This window comes from Pseudomonas sp. B21-053 (genome assembly GCF_026016365.1).
Lineage (GTDB): Bacteria > Pseudomonadota > Gammaproteobacteria > Pseudomonadales > Pseudomonadaceae > Aquipseudomonas > Aquipseudomonas nunensis.
In genome coordinates this window covers 6004055-6020879 of record NZ_CP087205.1, presented here as the reverse complement: position 1 = coordinate 6020879, position 16825 = coordinate 6004055, and the positions used below count along the sequence as shown (strand labels likewise).

Here is a 16825-nt window from a genome sequence, read left to right as displayed (position 1 = left end):
CACCTGGAACGAAGATGCGTCAAGCGTAAATTTAAAATATTTCTCCACACTTTCAACCGGTTATCGTCCTGGCCCGAAAAAACAGGGCGGGGCAGGGCGTCAACGCAGCTGAAATCTCCCGGTATTCGCACTCAAGGCCTTGCTGCCCTGGCTCAAGGTGTCTGCCGCGAGGTTCACCGCCCGCGCGCCTTCCAGCAGCCTGACGGCGGCCTGATCGACCTGCTGGATATTGCCGCTGACCTCATCGGCGGTGCTCGCTTGCTCTTCGACCGCAGTAGCGATTTGCGCCAAGGTATCGGTGACGCTCTGTACGGCACTGGCGATTTCCCCTAGGCGTTCACCCAAACCCGTGACGGCTTCGGCGTCGGATTGGGCCTGGCCGCAAGCGGCTTCCATCAAGCTCACGGCTTCATTCACCGTATTGCGCAGGCTGTCGACGGTGCCGGCGATTTGCGCGGTGGAGGATTGCGTGCGCTGGGACAGACTGCGCACTTCATCGGCCACCACGGCAAAGCCGCGACCTTGTTCGCCCGCACGAGCAGCCTCAATGGCGGCGTTGAGCGCCAACAGGTTGGTCTGCTCGGCGACACCGCGAATGGTGTCGACCACCAATTGAATCTGTTGCCCTTGCTCACTGACCCGGCCCAATGCGGCGGCGGTGTCGTTGAGGCGTTGATTGAGCTGCTGAATGCTCGCCGTGGTGCGTTGGCTGTCGCGGCTGCTGTCGGCGGCGATGCGCTGGGTGTGCTGGGCGCTGCCGGACGCTTGTTCACAGCTCTGGGCGACGCCTTGCGAGGTGGCGGCCAACTGCGTGGCAGCGGCGGCGATCTGGCTGATCTGAATCTGCTGGGCCTCGACTTCGCCCAAGGCGCCGCTGGAATGATCGTTGAGGGTGCGCACGGCATTGCTCAGTTGCAACGTCTCGTGATCGACCCCAAGCAAACTGTTGCGCAGTTGCACCACCGCGACATTCAACGCAGTGCTGATTGCCGCCAGTTCATCGCGACCCTGCACCGGCACTTGCAGGCTCAGGTTTCCGTCGCGCAAGGCTTCGGCCAGCACGGTGATGCCGCTGGCGCTACGACGAATCGAAGCCTGCAAGCACACGAACAAATACAGCGCGGCTAGCAGCAGGCAACCAAAGATCGTCGCCACCAGGATGAACTGGCGGATCGCCGAGCTGTGGTAGTAATCCAGGCGTTGATCCAGCGACACCAGCGATTGCTGGCGCAGCGAGGCGAGGTCAGTGAGCAGCGCGTCGAGGTTGCGTTCGAAGTCTTCCGGCTTGAGGTTGATGCTGCCGCCGAACACGCCGTCGTCCAGCACTTTCAAGGTCGAATCCAGATGCTTGAGGCTGTCGTGATACTGCCCGGCCCACGTCTGCAAGGCGCTGGGCAGGCGTGCTTCGAGCAGGCTGGCGGTCTTCACCAGTTGCTCTCGCGCATCCCCGATGCGACTGCGTAAATCGCGCAATTGCAGGCGACTTTGCAGGGTGAATTGTCCCGACACCACTGATGCCTGGCCAACCGCCGCGAGCCGGCCGACCCGTTCAATCAGGTCTGGCGCATGCTGCGTGGATATCTGCGTCAGCAAATAGGTTTCCAGCCACGGCGCCAGGGTCAGGCGATTGTCCATGACGATCTGTTCGCGCAAGGCTTGCAAGGCGCTCAGGGCATTGGTGAAACGGTCGTAGCCGTCCGGCCACCAGCCGACGCTGCTCAGGCTTTTCGAGTCGAGGCCGTTGAGCGCGGTTTGCAGGGCTTGATAGCGGCTCAGGGTTTCACCTTCCGCGCCTTCGGTTTGCAGGGCATTGCCCAGGTCCGTCGTGGCTTGGGCGACAGCGGGCTGCACGGCGTCGAAAGCGCCCATGGCGGCGATCGTGGCCGGTGTCGGCTGGCGATTGGTTTCAGTGGCGCGCCAGCGGGCGGCGCGATCACGTTGGGCGGCGAGCAGGTTGTCGAGCGCATCCAGGGACAGCAGTTGACGAACCCCGGCGCGTTCGCCGGAAATCAGTTGCAGCTTGTCGCGATAATCCTGGCCGATCATCAACAGGCTGCCGGCCAGCGGGAGGATGAATAGTAGAAACAGCAACTGAAACTTGCGTGCGAAGCCAAAACGCCCCAGCAGTCCGATCCCCGGTGATAAAAAAGCCTGCATGCCCCATGACTCCTCTGGACACCACGCACCATTGGCGTGCGTCGTGATCGTTGCGACCGCGACTTGTGCCCTTTTAAAAGGCCTCGAAAGTTCACCCTCGCCAGCTCTGTAGGCCGACTCTGTAGCGAAACTTCCCATTCTCGATCCCCTTTGTAAGGGGGCCGCGTTGAAGCGGATAAGCAAGGCAAGATTCAGACCATGGCGTTGAGCTATCACCCACTCTTCGATGAACGACGAGGTCGTTAGCAGGCTAAGGGGATGGCGCTGCTGCACTGAAAAATGGCACATTGACGCACCTGCCCGTGTGCACCCTCTGTTGTACGGAAATTCTCATGGCTATCAGCAATGCCCAGACCGGCGCTACGCCGGCGTCCGCGACTCCACAAAGCAGCCCCTTGGTCATGCGCATCATCGGCGCCGTGGCGCTGGCCCACCTGATCAACGACTTGATTCAGTCAGTGCTGCCGTCGATTTATCCGATGCTCAAGGCCAACTATGGCCTGACCTTTACCCAGGTCGGCCTGATCACCCTGACGTTCCAACTGACCGCCTCGCTGCTGCAGCCGTGGGTCGGTTACCACACAGATCGCCATCCAAAACCGTGGTTGTTGCCGGCCGGTACGGTGTGCACGTTGATCGGCATTCTGATGATGTCGGTGGTCGGTAGCTTCCCGATGATCCTGCTGGCGGCCGGATTGATCGGCATCGGTTCCTCGACCTTTCACCCGGAGGCTTCTCGCGTGGCGCGACTGGCTTCGGGCGGGCGTTTCGGCCTGGCGCAATCGACCTTCCAGGTCGGTGGTAATGCTGGTTCGGCGTTCGGTCCATTGCTGGCGGCGGCGATCATCATTCCTTACGGCCAGGGCCACGTCGCGTGGTTTGGGTTGTTCGCGGTGTTTGCGCTGTTCGTGCTTTATCGCATCAGTCGTTGGTACGCCAACCACTTGAACCTGTTCAAGCTCAAGCAAGGCCAGGCGGCGACCCATGGCTTGTCGAAACAGCGGGTGATCAGTGCGCTGGTAGTCCTCGGTTTGCTGGTGTTCTCCAAGTATTTCTACATGGCCAGTTTCACCAGTTACTTCACGTTCTACCTGATCGAGAAATTCGACCTGTCGGTGGCCAGTTCGCAATTGCACCTGTTCCTGTTCCTCGGTGCTGTGGCGGCGGGGACGTTCTTCGGCGGGCCGATTGGCGACAAGATCGGGCGTAAGGCAGTGATCTGGTTCTCGATCCTCGGCGTTGCGCCGTTCACCTTGATCCTGCCGCATGTCGACCTGTTCTGGACCAGCATCCTCAGCGTGGTCATCGGCTTCATCCTCGCCTCGGCGTTCTCCGCCATCGTGGTGTATGCGCAGGAATTGGTGCCGGGTAACGTCGGGATGATTGCCGGGGTGTTCTTCGGCTTGATGTTCGGTTTTGGCGGGATTGGCGCGGCGCTGTTGGGGCATCTGGCGGATGTTCACGGCATCGAATACGTGTACTTCCTGTGCTCGTTCTTGCCGCTGTTTGGGGTGTTGGCGATCTTCCTGCCGAGAACCAAAAAGGCCTGAGCCAACACCATTCCCCCTTTGGGAGCGGGCTTGCTCGCGAAGGCGGTGTGTCAGCCAGCATCAATGGCGAATGACACACCGCTTTCGCGAGCAAGCCCGCTCCCACAGGAGATCTGTGGTGTGGCGGATAAATCATTCAGGCACAAAAAAGCCGCGTCTAGACGCGGCTTTTTCATGCGCAGATGTTTTACACGTTGAAGCGGAAGTGCATCACGTCGCCGTCTTTGACGATGTAGTCCTTGCCTTCCAGACGCCATTTACCGGCTTCTTTGGTGCCGGCTTCGCCCTTGTACTGGATGAAGTCGTCGTAGGCGATGACTTCGGCGCGGATGAAGCCTTTTTCGAAGTCGGTGTGGATCACGCCAGCGGCTTGTGGTGCGGTGGCACCGACGCGGACGGTCCAGGCGCGGACTTCTTCGACACCAGCGGTGAAGTAGGTCTGCAGGTGCAGCATCTCGTAGCCGGCGCGGATTACGCGGTTCAGGCCAGGTTCTTCCAGGCCCAGGGCTTCGAGGAACATGTCTTTCTCTTCGCCGTCTTCCAGCTCGGCGATTTCGGCTTCGATCTTGTTGCAGACCGGAACCACCATGGCGCCTTCTTCTTCGGCGATGGCTTTGACGATGTCCAGCAGCGGGTTGTTCTCGAAACCGTCTTCAGCGACGTTGGCGATGTACATGACCGGCTTGGTGGTCAGCAGGTGGAAACCACGAACCACGGCTTTATCGTCGGCGCCCATGTTCTTCATCAGGGTGCGCGCTGGTTTGCCGAGGGTGAAGTGAGCGATCAATTGCTCCAGCAGGCCTTTCTGGACCACTGCATCCTTGTCGCCACCCTTGGCGTTGCGGGTGACTTTCTGCAGTTGCTTCTCGCAGCTGTCGAGGTCGGCGAAGATCAGTTCCAGGTCGATGATTTCGATGTCGCGTTTCGGGTCGACGCTGTTGGAGACGTGAATCACGTTCTCGTCTTCGAAGCAGCGGACCACGTGGGCGATGGCATCGGTTTCACGGATGTTGGCCAGGAACTTGTTGCCCAGGCCTTCACCTTTCGAGGCGCCGGCAACCAGGCCCGCGATGTCGACGAATTCCATGGTGGTCGGCAGGATGCGTTTTGGATTGACGATGGCTGCCAGGGCTTCCAGACGCGGATCCGGCATCGGCACGATACCGGTGTTCGGCTCGATGGTGCAGAAGGGGAAGTTCTCGGCCGCGATCCCGGATTTGGTCAGGGCGTTGAATAGGGTGGACTTGCCGACGTTAGGCAGGCCGACGATGCCGCAATTGAATCCCATGGTGTTTTCCCCGAGGAGTGAGTCAGGCCTTCTGGCTGTGCAGGTTTTTCATCGCGCGGTTCCATTCCCCGGCGAGGATATCCGGCAGCACGCCGAGGGCAAAGTCGATGCTGGCATCGAGTTTTTCCTGTTCGGCGCGTGGCGCACGACCCAGGACGAAATTTGAAACCATACTGGCTACGCCCGGGTGGCCAATGCCAAGCCGCAAGCGGTAGAAGGTATTCTGATTGCCCAGCTGCGCGATGATGTCGCGTAACCCGTTGTGACCGCCATGGCCGCCACCCAGTTTGAGTTTGGCAACGCCCGGTGGCAGGTCGAGTTCGTCATGCGCCACGAGGATTTCTTCAGGCTTGATGCGGAAGAAACCAGCGAGTGCCGCGACGGCCTGGCCGCTGCGGTTCATGTACGTGGTGGGAATCAGCAGACGAACATCCTGACCCTGATGCGAATAGCGCCCGGTCAGGCCGAAATATTTGCGGTCCGCCACAAGGTTTACGCCTTGTGCGTTCGCGATGCGCTCAACAAAAAGGGCCCCTGCGTTATGCCGGGTCTGTTCGTATTCAGCGCCTGGATTTCCCAGGCCAACGATCAGTTTGATGGCAGTCACGATAGGGGCCCTTCCTTGGAGTGGTGGATAACATCGCCGCAATCAGGGAGTGCGGCAAAAGTGGACGACAAGTGCTCATTTACCATTATGTAAACTCCGCGTTCTCGCCCGCTTTCTCGCTACGCTCTAGTCCGCGATGTTTCCGGTCACTCCGGCGAACAGAGTGAAATTACTCTGCTGCGCCTTCTTCGGTAGCTTCTGGAGCAACACGTGGAGCGTGGACGTTGGCAACAGCCTTGTCATCACCGTGTGCCAGAGCAACAAACTCAACGCCTTTAGGGGCTTTGAGGTCGGACAAGTGAATGATCGAACCGATTTCGGCGTTAGCCAGGTCGACTTCGATGAATTCAGGCAGGTCTTTCGGCAGGCAGGTCACTTCGATTTCCGAAACAACGTGCGAAACTTCGCCGCCTTTCTTGATCGGGGCTTCTTCACCAATGAAGTGTACAGGCACAACAGCGGTCAGTTTCTGGCCAGCTACTACGCGTACGAAGTCAGCGTGCAGTACGTGACCTTTAGCCGGGTGACGTTGCAGAGCTTTGATGATTACGTTCTGCTTGGTGCCGCCAACGTTCAGCTCGATGATGTGGCTGTAAGCCGCTTCGTTTTCGAGCAGTTTGGCAACTTCTTTAGCCAGCATGCTGATGGATTCAGGGGCTTTTTCGCCACCGTAAACTACAGCTGGTACCAGGCTTGCGAGACGACGCAGGCGGCGGCTCGCACCTTTCCCCAGGTCGGAACGCACTTCAGCATTCAGAGTAAAATCGTTCATGTTGTATCTCCAAAATAACCACATTCGCCCCAGCGGTTGCGACCAGCGCTAAAGGCGATATGGGCAAAAAAGCCCCGCCCCGACAGGAATGCCGGGGCGGGGCGCTTTTCGTCAACGAGACATTCGAGAAGGGCAGGGCCCTTAACGGAACATCGCGCTGATCGATTCTTCATTGCTGATGCGGCGGACCGCCTCGGCAACTACCGGCGCGATATCCAGTTGACGGATACGCGAACAGGCTTGAGCAGCAGCGGACAACGGGATGGTGTTAGTCACCACCAGTTCGTCCAGCATGGAATTTTCAATGTTTTCGATCGCCCGACCGGACAGCACAGGGTGTGTGCAGTAGGCGAAAACCTTGGCAGCGCCATGCTCTTTCAGGGCCTTGGCCGCGTGGCACAGAGTGCCGGCGGTATCGACCATGTCATCAACCAGAATACAGGTACGCCCTTCGACATCACCGATGATATGCATCACTTCAGAGTGATTGGCTTTCTCACGGCGTTTGTCGATGATCCCGAGATCTACGCCCAGGGATTTGGCAACAGCACGTGCACGCACGACGCCGCCAATGTCCGGGGACACGATCATCAGGTTTTCGAAGCGCTGATCTTCAATGTCATCCACCAAGACTGGGGAGCCGTAGATGTTATCTACCGGAATATCGAAGAAGCCCTGGATTTGGTCAGCATGCAGATCAACCGTGAGAACACGATCGATGCCGACTACGGTAAGCATGTCAGCAACGACTTTCGCGCTGATAGCCACACGTGCGGAACGCGGACGGCGATCCTGACGGGCATAACCAAAGTAAGGAATAACAGCAGTGATACGAGTAGCCGAGGAGCGGCGGAAGGCATCAGCCATCACTACCAGTTCCATCAGGTTATCGTTGGTCGGAGCGCAAGTCGGCTGAATAATGAAGACATCTTTACCGCGGACGTTTTCATTGATCTCGGCTGTAATTTCGCCGTCGGAGAACTTACCGACAGAGATGTCACCGAGAGGGATATGCAGCTGACGTACAACACGCCGAGCCAGATCGGGGTTAGCGTTCCCCGTAAAGACCATCATCTTGGACACGCGCAGTACCTGAAGGCTGAGGGTAACCTGGATGAGTATAGGAAAATGGCAGGGGCGGCTGGATTCGAACCAACGCATGGCAGGATCAAAACCTGCTGCCTTACCGCTTGGCGACGCCCCTGTATCTGTTGCAACGATTACCCAGTAATCGGTTCCTTTAGAGCAGATTTTGCAGCTTGCGATGCAACATCGAAACGTTGCTTCCCTTTGCTACAAACCCTGTAAGGGTCTCTGTAAGAAGGGCCGAGACTTTATCAGCTTCAGCTTTGCTTGGGAAGCCCCCAAACACACAACTTCCAGTTCCGGTGAGTTTTGCTTCGGTAAATTTACCTAACAAATTCAAAGCGTTACGTACCTCTGGATAACGCCTTGCTACTACCGGTAAGCAGTCATTTCGACTGTTTCCCTTGGGAACGGGGCGCACTTTAATGGGAGAAGAGTTACGTGTCAACAACGGATCGGAAAAAATTTCTGCTGTACTTACAGATACTTGCGGCACCAGCACGAGATACCACGGTTCTTCAGGGTCTACAGGGGTGAGTTTCTCCCCGACACCCTCGGCAAAAGCCGCGTGACCACGGACGAAAACCGGGACGTCGGCGCCCAGCGTCAGGCCCAGTACGGCCAGGCGATCCTCGTCCCAGCCCAGTTGCCAAAGGTGGTTGAGGCCGAGCAAAGTCGTCGCGGCATTTGAGCTGCCGCCGCCGATTCCACCGCCCATGGGCAGAATTTTATCGATCCAGATATCGATGCCGAGCGCGCAACCGGATTGCTCCTGAAGTTTCTTTGCGGCTCGAACAATCAGATTACTGTCATGAGGAACGCCTTCGAATTCAGTGTGCAAACGAATCACACCGTCGTCGCGCACCGCGAAGGTGATTTCATCACCGTAATCGAGAAACTGAAAAATCGTCTGCAGCTCGTGGTAGCCGTCTTCACGGCGCCCGAGAATGTGCAGCATCAGATTGAGTTTGGCCGGCGAGGGCAGCGTCAAGCGCGGAGCAGTCATGTTCACTGCCCCAGTTTGCGTGGTTGCCATTCCTTGATCACCAGCGTGACATCAAGGTCGGTGCCGTGCAGTTTGATCCGCTCGGGCAGCCAATAGCCGTTTTGTTCGGCGTAGCTCAGGTACTCGACCTGCCAGCCATCCTGTTCGAGGTTGGCCAGGCGACTGTCGGCGTCCAGGGTCAGGCGACTCTTGCTGTCGGGAGCCGGGAGGCCGCGAACCCACCAAGCCAGGTTAGATACAGGTAATTTCCAGCCCAGCTGTTCTTCGAGCAGGGCTTCTGGCGTCGGTGCTTCAAAGCGACCCTGGTTGGCCACTTCCAGCGACACCTTGCCGGGACGTCCGGTCAGGCGAGCGGCACCGCGACCCAACGGGCCGGAGAGACGGATGTCGTAGTAGTCCTGTCGCTGCAGCCAGAACAACGTGCCACTGCCCGAATCCTTGGGCGCGCGGATGCCGATCTTGCCGTTGATCTGCCAGCCGTCGAGGCTGGTCATCTGCTGTTTATACGTGTTCCATTGAGCCGGGTTGCCCTGACCCTGGACCGATTCGCGGGCGCCGAAGCCCGCGCAACCGGCGAGCAGGGCAATGAAGCTGAAAACGATAACGTGGCGCAAAAACATAATCTTAAAGAGTCTCTGATCCGGTCAGGCGCTTGATGGTGCCGCGCAGGGTAGGGCTGTCGGGTTGATCCTTGAGGAACTTGCCCCAGATTTGCTTGGCCTCGCGCTGTTTGCCGTTGGCCCACAGGACTTCGCCCAAGTGAGCGGCGACTTCCTGATCGGGGAAGCGCTCCAGCGCCTGGCGCAGGTAACGCTCGGCTTCATCGAGATTGCCCAGGCGGAAATTCACCCAGCCGAGGCTGTCGAGTACCGCCGGGTCTTCCGGATTGAGCTTGTGCGCGTGTTCGATCAGGGCCTTGGCTTCTTCGTAGCGGGTCGTGCGGTCGGACAGGGTGTAGCCGAGGGCGTTCAACGCCATCGCATTGTCCGGGTCGCGCTTGATGATCAGGCGCAGGTCTTTTTCCATCTGTGCCAGGTCATTGCGTTTTTCCGCAAGCATGGCACGGGTGTAGAGCAGGTTCAGATCGTCCGGGTATTGCTGCAAGGCTTTATGCAACACGCCCCAGGCTTTGTCGCCCTGTTTGTTGGCGGACAGGGTTTCGGCTTCGATCAGGTACAACTGGATCGCGTAATCCGGTTGCGTATCGCGCTCGGCCGCCAATTTGCTTTGGGCCTCGGCGGTCTTGCCGTTGTTCATCAGGATATCGGCCTGGCGCAATTGCGCTGGCAGGTAATCGTTGCCGGGGCCGACCTGGGCGTATTCGATCAATGCACCTTGCGGGTCGTTGCGCTCTTCAGCGATACGGCCGAGGTTCAGGTGCGCCGAATCCACATGGCTTTCCCGGGCAATCAGGTCTTCCAGGTAACCCTTGGCCTCGTCCCAGGCCTTGGCTTCCAGGCACACCAGCGCCAGGGAATAACGCAATTCGTCATCTTCCGGATACTGCTGGACCAGGCTGGAGAACTCGACTTTGGCGTCGTCCATGCGGTCCTGCTCGACCAGCATGCGCGCGTAAGTCAGGCGCAGGCGTTTGTCGTCCGGGTATTTCTTGATGCTTTTTTGCAGCAGCGGCAGGGCTTCACCACCACGGTTGAGGGTTTGCAGCAGGCGCGCCCGCAACAGGATCGGGGCGATTTCGCCTTCATCCGGCGGATTGTCTTCCAGCAGGGTCAATGCGCCTTTGGCGTCGCCGTCCTGTTGCATCAACAAGGCCTTGCCGAAAATCAGCTGGCTGTTGTTGGGGTGACGCTGCAACAAACGGTCAAAACTTTTCATCAGGCCGTTGCGGGTGTCCTGGTCGGTATCAGCCGCAGACAGGGCGAGAAAGTCGAAATGCGTGTCGCCCTTGCCCAGCAGGACTTTCTCCATATAGACCATGGAGTCGTCATAGCGCCCGGCGCGCGCCAGTTGCACGGCGGCTGCCCGCTGCGCTTCGAGGTCGTCCGGGGCGTTTTTTGCCCAGATCAGCGCGGTATCCAGGGCGGCCTGATCGGCGCCCAGGTACTCGGCGATGCGGAATGCCCGCTCGGAGACGCCCGGATCCTGGGTGTTGATCGCCTGGGTCACGTAGTTGTCCAGCGCAATGTCGAAACGATTGCGTTGGCCAGCCAGTTCGGCGCTCAACAGACTGAAGACGGTTTCTTCACTGAATGAGCTGTAGACCTTGGGCTTTTCAGGGGCTGGAGTGCTGTCTTCGACCGGAGACGTACCGTCCGGCGAAACGGGGGCCATGGCCTGGCAGCCGCTGAGGAAGACAAAAGCGAGGAGCAACGCGGAAGATCTATTCATATAGGAGAAGGACGACTAACCTGCGGTCGGATCATCATGACACAAGCCTTCGGCCAAACATAACCGAGTCTCAATTGATGCCTTTATAGAGGCAAGTGATTGGGACAATAGTCAGCGGTAGTTGTTCTGTCTGTGTCGAAGTAGGACAATTGCCGGCTTCACGTCACCATCAGCGACCTTGAATGGCCTTCCTTGCACTCGGTATTAACCACAAGACTGCTTCAGTAGACGTCCGCGAGCGCGTGGCCTTTACCCCTGAGCAGCTGGTGGAGGCGTTGCAGCAGCTCTGCCGACTGACCGACAGCCGCGAAGCTGCGATCCTTTCCACCTGCAATCGCAGTGAGCTTTATATAGAGCAGGATCACCTTTCGGCGGACATCATCCTGCGCTGGCTGGCCGATTATCATCATTTGAGCCTCGATGAGCTGCGTGCGAGCAGTTATGTGCACGAAGATGATGCGGCAGTTCGTCACATGATGCGGGTCGCCTCCGGGCTCGATTCGCTGGTGTTGGGCGAACCGCAGATTCTCGGCCAGATGAAATCGGCCTACGCCGTGGCGCGAGAGGCCGGCACCATCGGTCCGCTGCTGGGCAGGCTGTTCCAGGCGACGTTCAATGCGGCCAAACAGGTGCGCACCGACACCGCCATCGGTGAAAACCCGGTGTCCGTGGCGTTTGCCGCGGTCAGCCTGGCCAAGCAGATTTTCAGCGACTTGCAACGCAGCCAGGCCTTGCTGATCGGCGCCGGCGAGACCATCACGCTGGTCGCCCGTCATCTGCATGAGCTGGGTGTGAAGCGCATCGTCGTCGCCAACCGTACCCTCGAACGCGCAAGCATCCTGGCCGAACAGTTCGGCGCCCACGCCGTGCTGCTGTCGGACATTCCAGCCGAGCTGGTGCGTAGCGATATCGTGATCAGCTCCACCGCCAGCCAGTTGCCGATCCTTGGCAAAGGCGCGGTGGAAAGTGCCTTGAAGCTGCGCAAGCACAAACCGATCTTCATGGTCGATATCGCCGTCCCACGGGATATCGAGCCTGAAGTCGGCGAACTCGACGACGTTTACCTGTACAGCGTCGATGATCTCCACGAAGTGGTCGCCGAAAACCTCAAGAGCCGCCAGGGTGCAGCCCAGGCCGCGGAAGAAATGGTCTCGATCGGCGCCGACGACTTCATGGTGCGCCTGCGCGAACTGGCGGCGGTGGATGTGCTCAAGGCCTACCGCCAGCAAAGCGAGCGCATGCGTGACGAAGAATTGCAAAAGGCCCAGCGCATGCTGGCCAACGGCAGCAGCGCTGAAGATGTGCTGGTGCAACTGGCCCGTGGCTTGACCAACAAACTGTTGCACGCCCCTAGCGTACAGTTGAAAAAGTTGACTGCCGAAGGCCGCCTCGATGCGCTGGCCATGGCCCAGGAACTGTTTGCCCTCCATGAGGGCTCGTCGGATAGCTCGGATAAAAAACCGCAATGAAAGCGTCACTGCTCAATAAGCTGGACATCCTCCAGGACCGTTTCGAGGAATTGACCGCTCTGCTTGGCGATGGCGAGGTCATTTCCGATCAGGCCAAATTCCGCGCCTATTCCAAGGAATACGCGGAAGTCGAGCCGATTGTCGACACCTATAAACAGCTGCTCAAAGTGCAAGGCGACCTCGAAGGTGCTCAGGCTCTGCTCAAGGACAGCGACCCGGACATGCGCGAAATGGCCGTGGAAGAAGTGCGCGAAGCCAAAGAGCAACTGATCGAAATCGAAGCCCGGCTGCAACGCATGCTGCTGCCCAAGGACCCGAACGACGGGCGCAACGTGTTCCTCGAAATCCGCGCCGGCACCGGCGGTGACGAGGCGGCGATTTTCTCCGGCGACCTGTTCCGCATGTATTCGCGATACGCCGAGCGGCGTGGCTGGCGCGTGGAGATTCTCTCGGAGAACATCGGCGAGCACGGCGGCTATAAAGAAGTCATTGCCCGGGTCGAAGGCGAGAATGTCTACGGCAAACTGAAATTCGAATCCGGCGCACATCGCGTGCAGCGTGTGCCGGCGACTGAATCCCAAGGCCGCATCCACACTTCGGCGTGCACCGTGGCCGTGTTGCCCGAGCCGGACGAGCAGGAAGCGATCGAGATCAACCCGTCCGACTTGCGCATCGACACCTACAAGTCCTCGGGCGCTGGCGGCCAGCACGTCAACAAGACCGACTCGGCGATCCGCATCACGCACTTGCCGTCGGGTATTGTCGTCGAGTGCCAGGAAGAACGTTCCCAGCACAAGAACCGCGCCCGGGCGATGTCCTGGCTGTCGGCCAAGCTCAACGACCAGCAGACCAGCGCCGCCGCGAATGCCATCGCCAGCGAGCGTAAACTGCTGGTGGGGTCGGGTGATCGCTCCGAGCGGATCCGCACCTACAACTTTGCCCAGGGCCGGGTCACCGACCACCGGGTCAACCTGACGCTGTATTCCCTCGACGAAATCCTCGCCGGTGGCGTCGAAGCGGTGATCGAGCCGTTGTTGGCCGAGTTCCAGGCCGACCAATTGGCGGCGATAGGTGAGTAAATGACGATCATTGCCAGTTTATTACGCGCTGCCGATCTCCCCGACTCGCCGACGGCGCGCCTCGATGCCGAGCTGTTGCTGGCCGCTGCCTTGGGCAAGTCCCGCAGCTTCTTGCACACCTGGCCCGAGCGCATCGTGCCGAGCGAAGCGGCGCTGACCTTCGCCAGTTACTTGCAGCGTCGTCGCGGCGGTGAGCCGGTGGCCTACATTCTCGGCCAGCAAGGTTTCTGGAAGCTTGATCTGGAAGTTGCACCGCACACATTGATCCCGCGCCCGGACACTGAATTGCTGGTGGAAACCGCGCTGGAATTGTTACCCGCGACGCCGGCCACGGTCCTCGACCTCGGCACCGGCAGCGGCGCGATTGCCCTTGCCCTGGCCAGCGAGCGCCCGGCCTGGACAGTCACCGCCGTCGATCGCGTGATCGAAGCCGTGGCATTGGCCGAACGCAATCGCCAGCGCCTGCACCTGAAAAACGCCACGGTGTTGAGCAGCCATTGGTTCAGCGCCCTGGAAGGTCAGCGTTTTCAACTGATCATCAGCAACCCGCCTTACATTGCCTCCGCCGATCCACACCTGGTGGAAGGCGACGTGCGTTTCGAGCCTGCGAGTGCTTTGGTCGCCGGTGTCGACGGGCTCGACGATCTGCGTTTGATCGTCGCCCAGGCCCCGGATTACCTCGAGGCCGGCGGCTGGTTGATGCTCGAACACGGCTATGATCAAGCCGGCGCGGTACGCGATCTGCTGCTGACCCGCGGTTTTGAAGAAGTCCACAGCCGTACCGATCTGGGCGGCCACGAACGCATCAGCCTGGGGCGCCTGCCGTGCTGAATGATCAGGAATTGTTGCGCTACAGCCGACAGATTCTGTTGCAACACGTCGACATCGACGGTCAATTGCGGCTGAAAGAAAGCCGTGTGCTGATCATTGGCCTCGGCGGTCTGGGTTCACCGGTGGCGCTGTACCTGGCGGCAGCCGGGGTCGGTGAGTTGCATCTGGCCGACTTCGACACGGTCGACCTGACCAACCTGCAACGCCAGATCATTCACGACACCGACAGCGTCGGTGTGAGCAAAGTCGATTCGGCGATCCGCCGCTTGAGTGCGATCAACCCCGAGATCCAACTGGTCGCCCATTGTGCGGCGCTGGATGAAGACTCCCTCGCTGCGGCGGTCGCGGCGGTGGATCTGGTGCTCGACTGTTCCGACAATTTTTCCACCCGCGAGGCGGTCAACGCCGCGTGTGTGGCAGCGCTCAAACCTCTGGTCAGCGGCGCGGCGATTCGCCTGGAAGGGCAGTTGTCGGTGTTCGACCCGCGTCGCCCTGAAAGCCCGTGCTACCACTGTTTATATGGGCACGGCAGCGAAGCCGAGCTGACGTGCAGCGAAGCCGGGGTGATCGGTCCGCTGGTGGGCCTGGTCGGCAGCCTGCAAGCGCTTGAAGCGCTGAAGTTGCTGGCGGGTTTTGGCGAACCGCTGGTGGGCCGCCTGCTGTTGATCGATGCCTTGGGTACGCGCTTCCGTGAGTTGCGGGTCAAGCGTGATCCGGGTTGCAGCGTCTGTGGTACTGCCCATGCGTGAGGCGCCGATTGGCGTGTTCGACTCCGGTGTCGGTGGGCTTTCGGTGCTGGCCGAGATCCAGCGTTTGCTGCCCAACGAGTCACTGTTGTACGTCGCCGATTGCGGGAATATTCCCTACGGCGAGAAAACCCCTGAATTCATCCAGCAACGCTGCAGTGCTATCGCCGAATTTTTTCAGCAGCAAGGCGCCAAGGCATTGGTGCTGGCCTGCAACACGGCCACCGTCGCTGGCGTGGCCAATCTGCGCCGCGATTATCCCGAATGGCCCATCGTCGGCATGGAGCCGGCGGTCAAGCCGGCCGCGGCTGCTACGCGCAGTGGCGTGGTCGGTGTCCTCGCCACCACCGGCACCTTGCAGAGCGCCAAGTTCGCCGCGCTGCTCGACCGCTTCGCCACGGATGTGCGGGTGATCACCCAGCCTTGCCCGGGGTTGGTGGAGCTGATTGAAAGCGGCGATCTGCACAGTCAGAACCTGCGTCAGTTGCTCCGCGGTTATGTCGAGCCGCTGCTGGCCGCAGGCTGCGACACGATAATTCTCGGCTGCACGCATTACCCCTTTCTAAAGCCGTTGCTTAGGCAGATGATCCCAGAAGACATCAGCCTTATCGACACCGGCGCCGCCGTGGCGCGGCAACTGCAACGCCTGTTGGCCGAGCGCGAGTTACTCGCCGAGGGGCCGGTGCGTGCCGCGCAATTCTGGACCAGTGCAGATCCGGAACATTTTCGAAATATCTTGCCCATACTCTGGAATAACACAGGCGTTGTGCAAAGCTTCGACATGTAGAGGCGAGATGTAAAAAAAATGTGAAATGCGCTTAAAAAGGCTGAACTTCTGATTAAGCGCCGACTTCTATAGCTTTGTCTTTAAGCTACAAAAAAAAATCCACATGAAATCGTTCCGGAAAAGGATGTTTCTAATGAAGCGACTATTCTGTTTGGCCGCGATTGCGGCCGCACTAATGGGGCAAAGTCTTACTGCACAGGCGGCCGGCGTAGAGTTCGGGGTAGGGGCCACCAGTGACTCAACCATGACCTACCGGTTAGGCATGCAATTCGATTGGGACAAGAGCTGGCTGCAAAGCGACGTCGGTCGTTTGACCGGTTACTGGAGTGGCGCCTACACCTATTGGGAAGGCGACAAGACTTCCGGCACTAGTAGCCTGTCGTTCTCTCCAGTGTTTGTTTACGAGTTTGCCGGGCAAAACGTCAAACCGTATGTAGAAGCGGGGATTGGTGTCGCGTTGTTCTCCAATACCCAACTGGAAGACAACAACATCGGCCAGGCTTTTCAGTTCGAAGACCGCTTCGGGTTCGGGCTGCGCTTTGCCGGTGGGCATGAAGTCGGGATTCGTGCGACGCACTATTCCAATGCCGGGATCAGCAGTAACAACGATGGTGTAGAAAGTTACTCGCTGCATTACACGATGCCGTTGTAAGCATTCTCAGATTGGTAGCAAACCCTGTGGGAGCGGGCTTGCTCGCGAAAGCGGACTGACAGTCAACTTAGATGTTGAATGCTGAACCGCCTTCGCGAGCAAGCCCGCTCCCACATGGGATCTTCATCGGTTTCGGTATTAACGATACACCGAAACAATCCCCTGCCGTTCCTCCATGCATTCCGGCGAACCGGTCTCGAACTCCCGGCAGATCAGCGGGCGTTTTTCGTAGATGGTGCACATCATCGTGTTGCGATCCAGCGCTGCGCACCAGCCGTCATCCAGCCGCAACATCACTTCCCCGCCCCAGTCATCGGTATCGATAAAGCGCTCGGGCACGCCGGTTTCGGTGATCAACATGACTTCGAGCTGACAGCAGCAGGCTGAGCAAGTCGAGCAAGTGACCGCCGGCTCGGCGATTTGCGTGTGGGGGATGGTTTTCATGG

16 protein-coding genes and 1 tRNA gene are annotated in these 16825 nt (G+C 59.2%); 7 read left to right on the top strand and 10 right to left on the bottom strand.

The window, feature by feature from the left end:
- Positions 1-99: 99 nt before the first annotated feature.
- Complete coding sequence (locus LOY68_RS26935; protein WP_163911934.1) at positions 100-2157, bottom strand: methyl-accepting chemotaxis protein; 2058 nt, start codon at positions 2155-2157, stop codon at positions 100-102.
- A gap of 332 nt (positions 2158-2489) precedes the next feature.
- Here LOY68_RS26935 and LOY68_RS26930 point away from each other — a divergent pair, with 332 nt between their 5' ends.
- Positions 2490-3707 (top strand): MFS transporter, encoded by a 1218-nt coding sequence (locus tag LOY68_RS26930; RefSeq protein WP_054045706.1) that lies wholly within the window; start codon positions 2490-2492, stop codon positions 3705-3707.
- Positions 3708-3894: 187 nt separating this feature from the next.
- On the opposite strand, the gene ychF is transcribed toward LOY68_RS26930, so the two are convergent.
- The 8 genes from ychF to LOY68_RS26890 all read right to left on the bottom strand — a co-directional run bounded on the left by ychF (position 3895) and on the right by LOY68_RS26890 (position 10815).
- Entirely contained in the window at positions 3895-4995 is a 1101-nt protein-coding gene (gene ychF / locus LOY68_RS26925) for a redox-regulated ATPase YchF (protein ID WP_054045704.1), read from the bottom strand.
- 22 nt (positions 4996-5017) lie between these two features.
- Positions 5018-5602 carry an aminoacyl-tRNA hydrolase gene (gene pth, locus LOY68_RS26920; RefSeq protein ID WP_054045702.1) on the bottom strand — a complete coding sequence of 195 codons (585 nt, stop codon included), beginning with the start codon at positions 5600-5602 and terminating at the stop codon, positions 5018-5020.
- 169 nt (positions 5603-5771) lie between these two features.
- The gene (locus tag LOY68_RS26915) at positions 5772-6374 is read right to left on the bottom strand and encodes a 50S ribosomal protein L25/general stress protein Ctc (RefSeq protein WP_163911940.1); all 603 of its coding nucleotides are present in this window, start codon (positions 6372-6374) and stop codon (positions 5772-5774) included.
- Positions 6375-6515: 141 nt separating this feature from the next.
- Positions 6516-7457: a ribose-phosphate pyrophosphokinase gene (locus LOY68_RS26910; protein WP_003208392.1), complete on the bottom strand. Its 942-nt coding sequence runs from the start codon at positions 7455-7457 to the stop codon at positions 6516-6518.
- Positions 7458-7503: 46 nt separating this feature from the next.
- Positions 7504-7578: transfer RNA gene (locus LOY68_RS26905), tRNA-Gln, on the bottom strand.
- A gap of 36 nt (positions 7579-7614) precedes the next feature.
- The gene (gene ispE, locus LOY68_RS26900; protein ID WP_054045697.1) at positions 7615-8466 is read right to left on the bottom strand and encodes a 4-(cytidine 5'-diphospho)-2-C-methyl-D-erythritol kinase; all 852 of its coding nucleotides are present in this window, start codon (positions 8464-8466) and stop codon (positions 7615-7617) included.
- A 2-nt stretch (positions 8467-8468) separates the two neighbouring features.
- On the bottom strand, positions 8469-9086 hold the full coding sequence (lolB, locus tag LOY68_RS26895) for a lipoprotein insertase outer membrane protein LolB (RefSeq protein ID WP_054045695.1): 618 nt from the start codon (positions 9084-9086) through the stop codon (positions 8469-8471).
- A gap of 4 nt (positions 9087-9090) precedes the next feature.
- Positions 9091-10815, bottom strand: coding sequence for a tetratricopeptide repeat protein (locus LOY68_RS26890; protein WP_054045693.1), 1725 nt, complete (start codon positions 10813-10815; stop codon positions 9091-9093).
- Between the two features lie 182 nt (positions 10816-10997).
- Between LOY68_RS26890 and hemA the strand changes: the two genes are divergently transcribed.
- The 6 genes from hemA to LOY68_RS26860 all read left to right on the top strand — a co-directional run bounded on the left by hemA (position 10998) and on the right by LOY68_RS26860 (position 16379).
- Entirely contained in the window at positions 10998-12284 is a 1287-nt protein-coding gene (hemA, locus tag LOY68_RS26885; protein ID WP_054045691.1) for a glutamyl-tRNA reductase, read from the top strand.
- Positions 12281-13363 (top strand): peptide chain release factor 1, encoded by a 1083-nt coding sequence (prfA, locus tag LOY68_RS26880; protein ID WP_054045688.1) that lies wholly within the window; start codon positions 12281-12283, stop codon positions 13361-13363. Before hemA ends, prfA begins: the two co-directional genes overlap by 4 nt.
- On the top strand, positions 13364-14194 hold the full coding sequence (gene prmC / locus LOY68_RS26875) for a peptide chain release factor N(5)-glutamine methyltransferase (RefSeq protein ID WP_163911945.1): 831 nt from the start codon (positions 13364-13366) through the stop codon (positions 14192-14194).
- Positions 14188-14943, top strand: coding sequence for a molybdopterin-synthase adenylyltransferase MoeB (locus LOY68_RS26870; protein ID WP_265040905.1), 756 nt, complete (start codon positions 14188-14190; stop codon positions 14941-14943). Before prmC ends, LOY68_RS26870 begins: the two co-directional genes overlap by 7 nt.
- Complete coding sequence (gene murI, locus LOY68_RS26865; protein WP_163911953.1) at positions 14936-15727, top strand: glutamate racemase; 792 nt, start codon at positions 14936-14938, stop codon at positions 15725-15727. Before LOY68_RS26870 ends, murI begins: the two co-directional genes overlap by 8 nt.
- 133 nt (positions 15728-15860) lie before the next feature.
- Positions 15861-16379: an acyloxyacyl hydrolase gene (locus LOY68_RS26860; protein ID WP_054613526.1), complete on the top strand. Its 519-nt coding sequence runs from the start codon at positions 15861-15863 to the stop codon at positions 16377-16379.
- Between the two features lie 138 nt (positions 16380-16517).
- On the opposite strand, the gene LOY68_RS26855 is transcribed toward LOY68_RS26860, so the two are convergent.
- Positions 16518-16823 carry a YkgJ family cysteine cluster protein gene (locus LOY68_RS26855; protein WP_149661138.1) on the bottom strand — a complete coding sequence of 102 codons (306 nt, stop codon included), beginning with the start codon at positions 16821-16823 and terminating at the stop codon, positions 16518-16520.
- Positions 16824-16825: the final 2 nt, after the last annotated feature.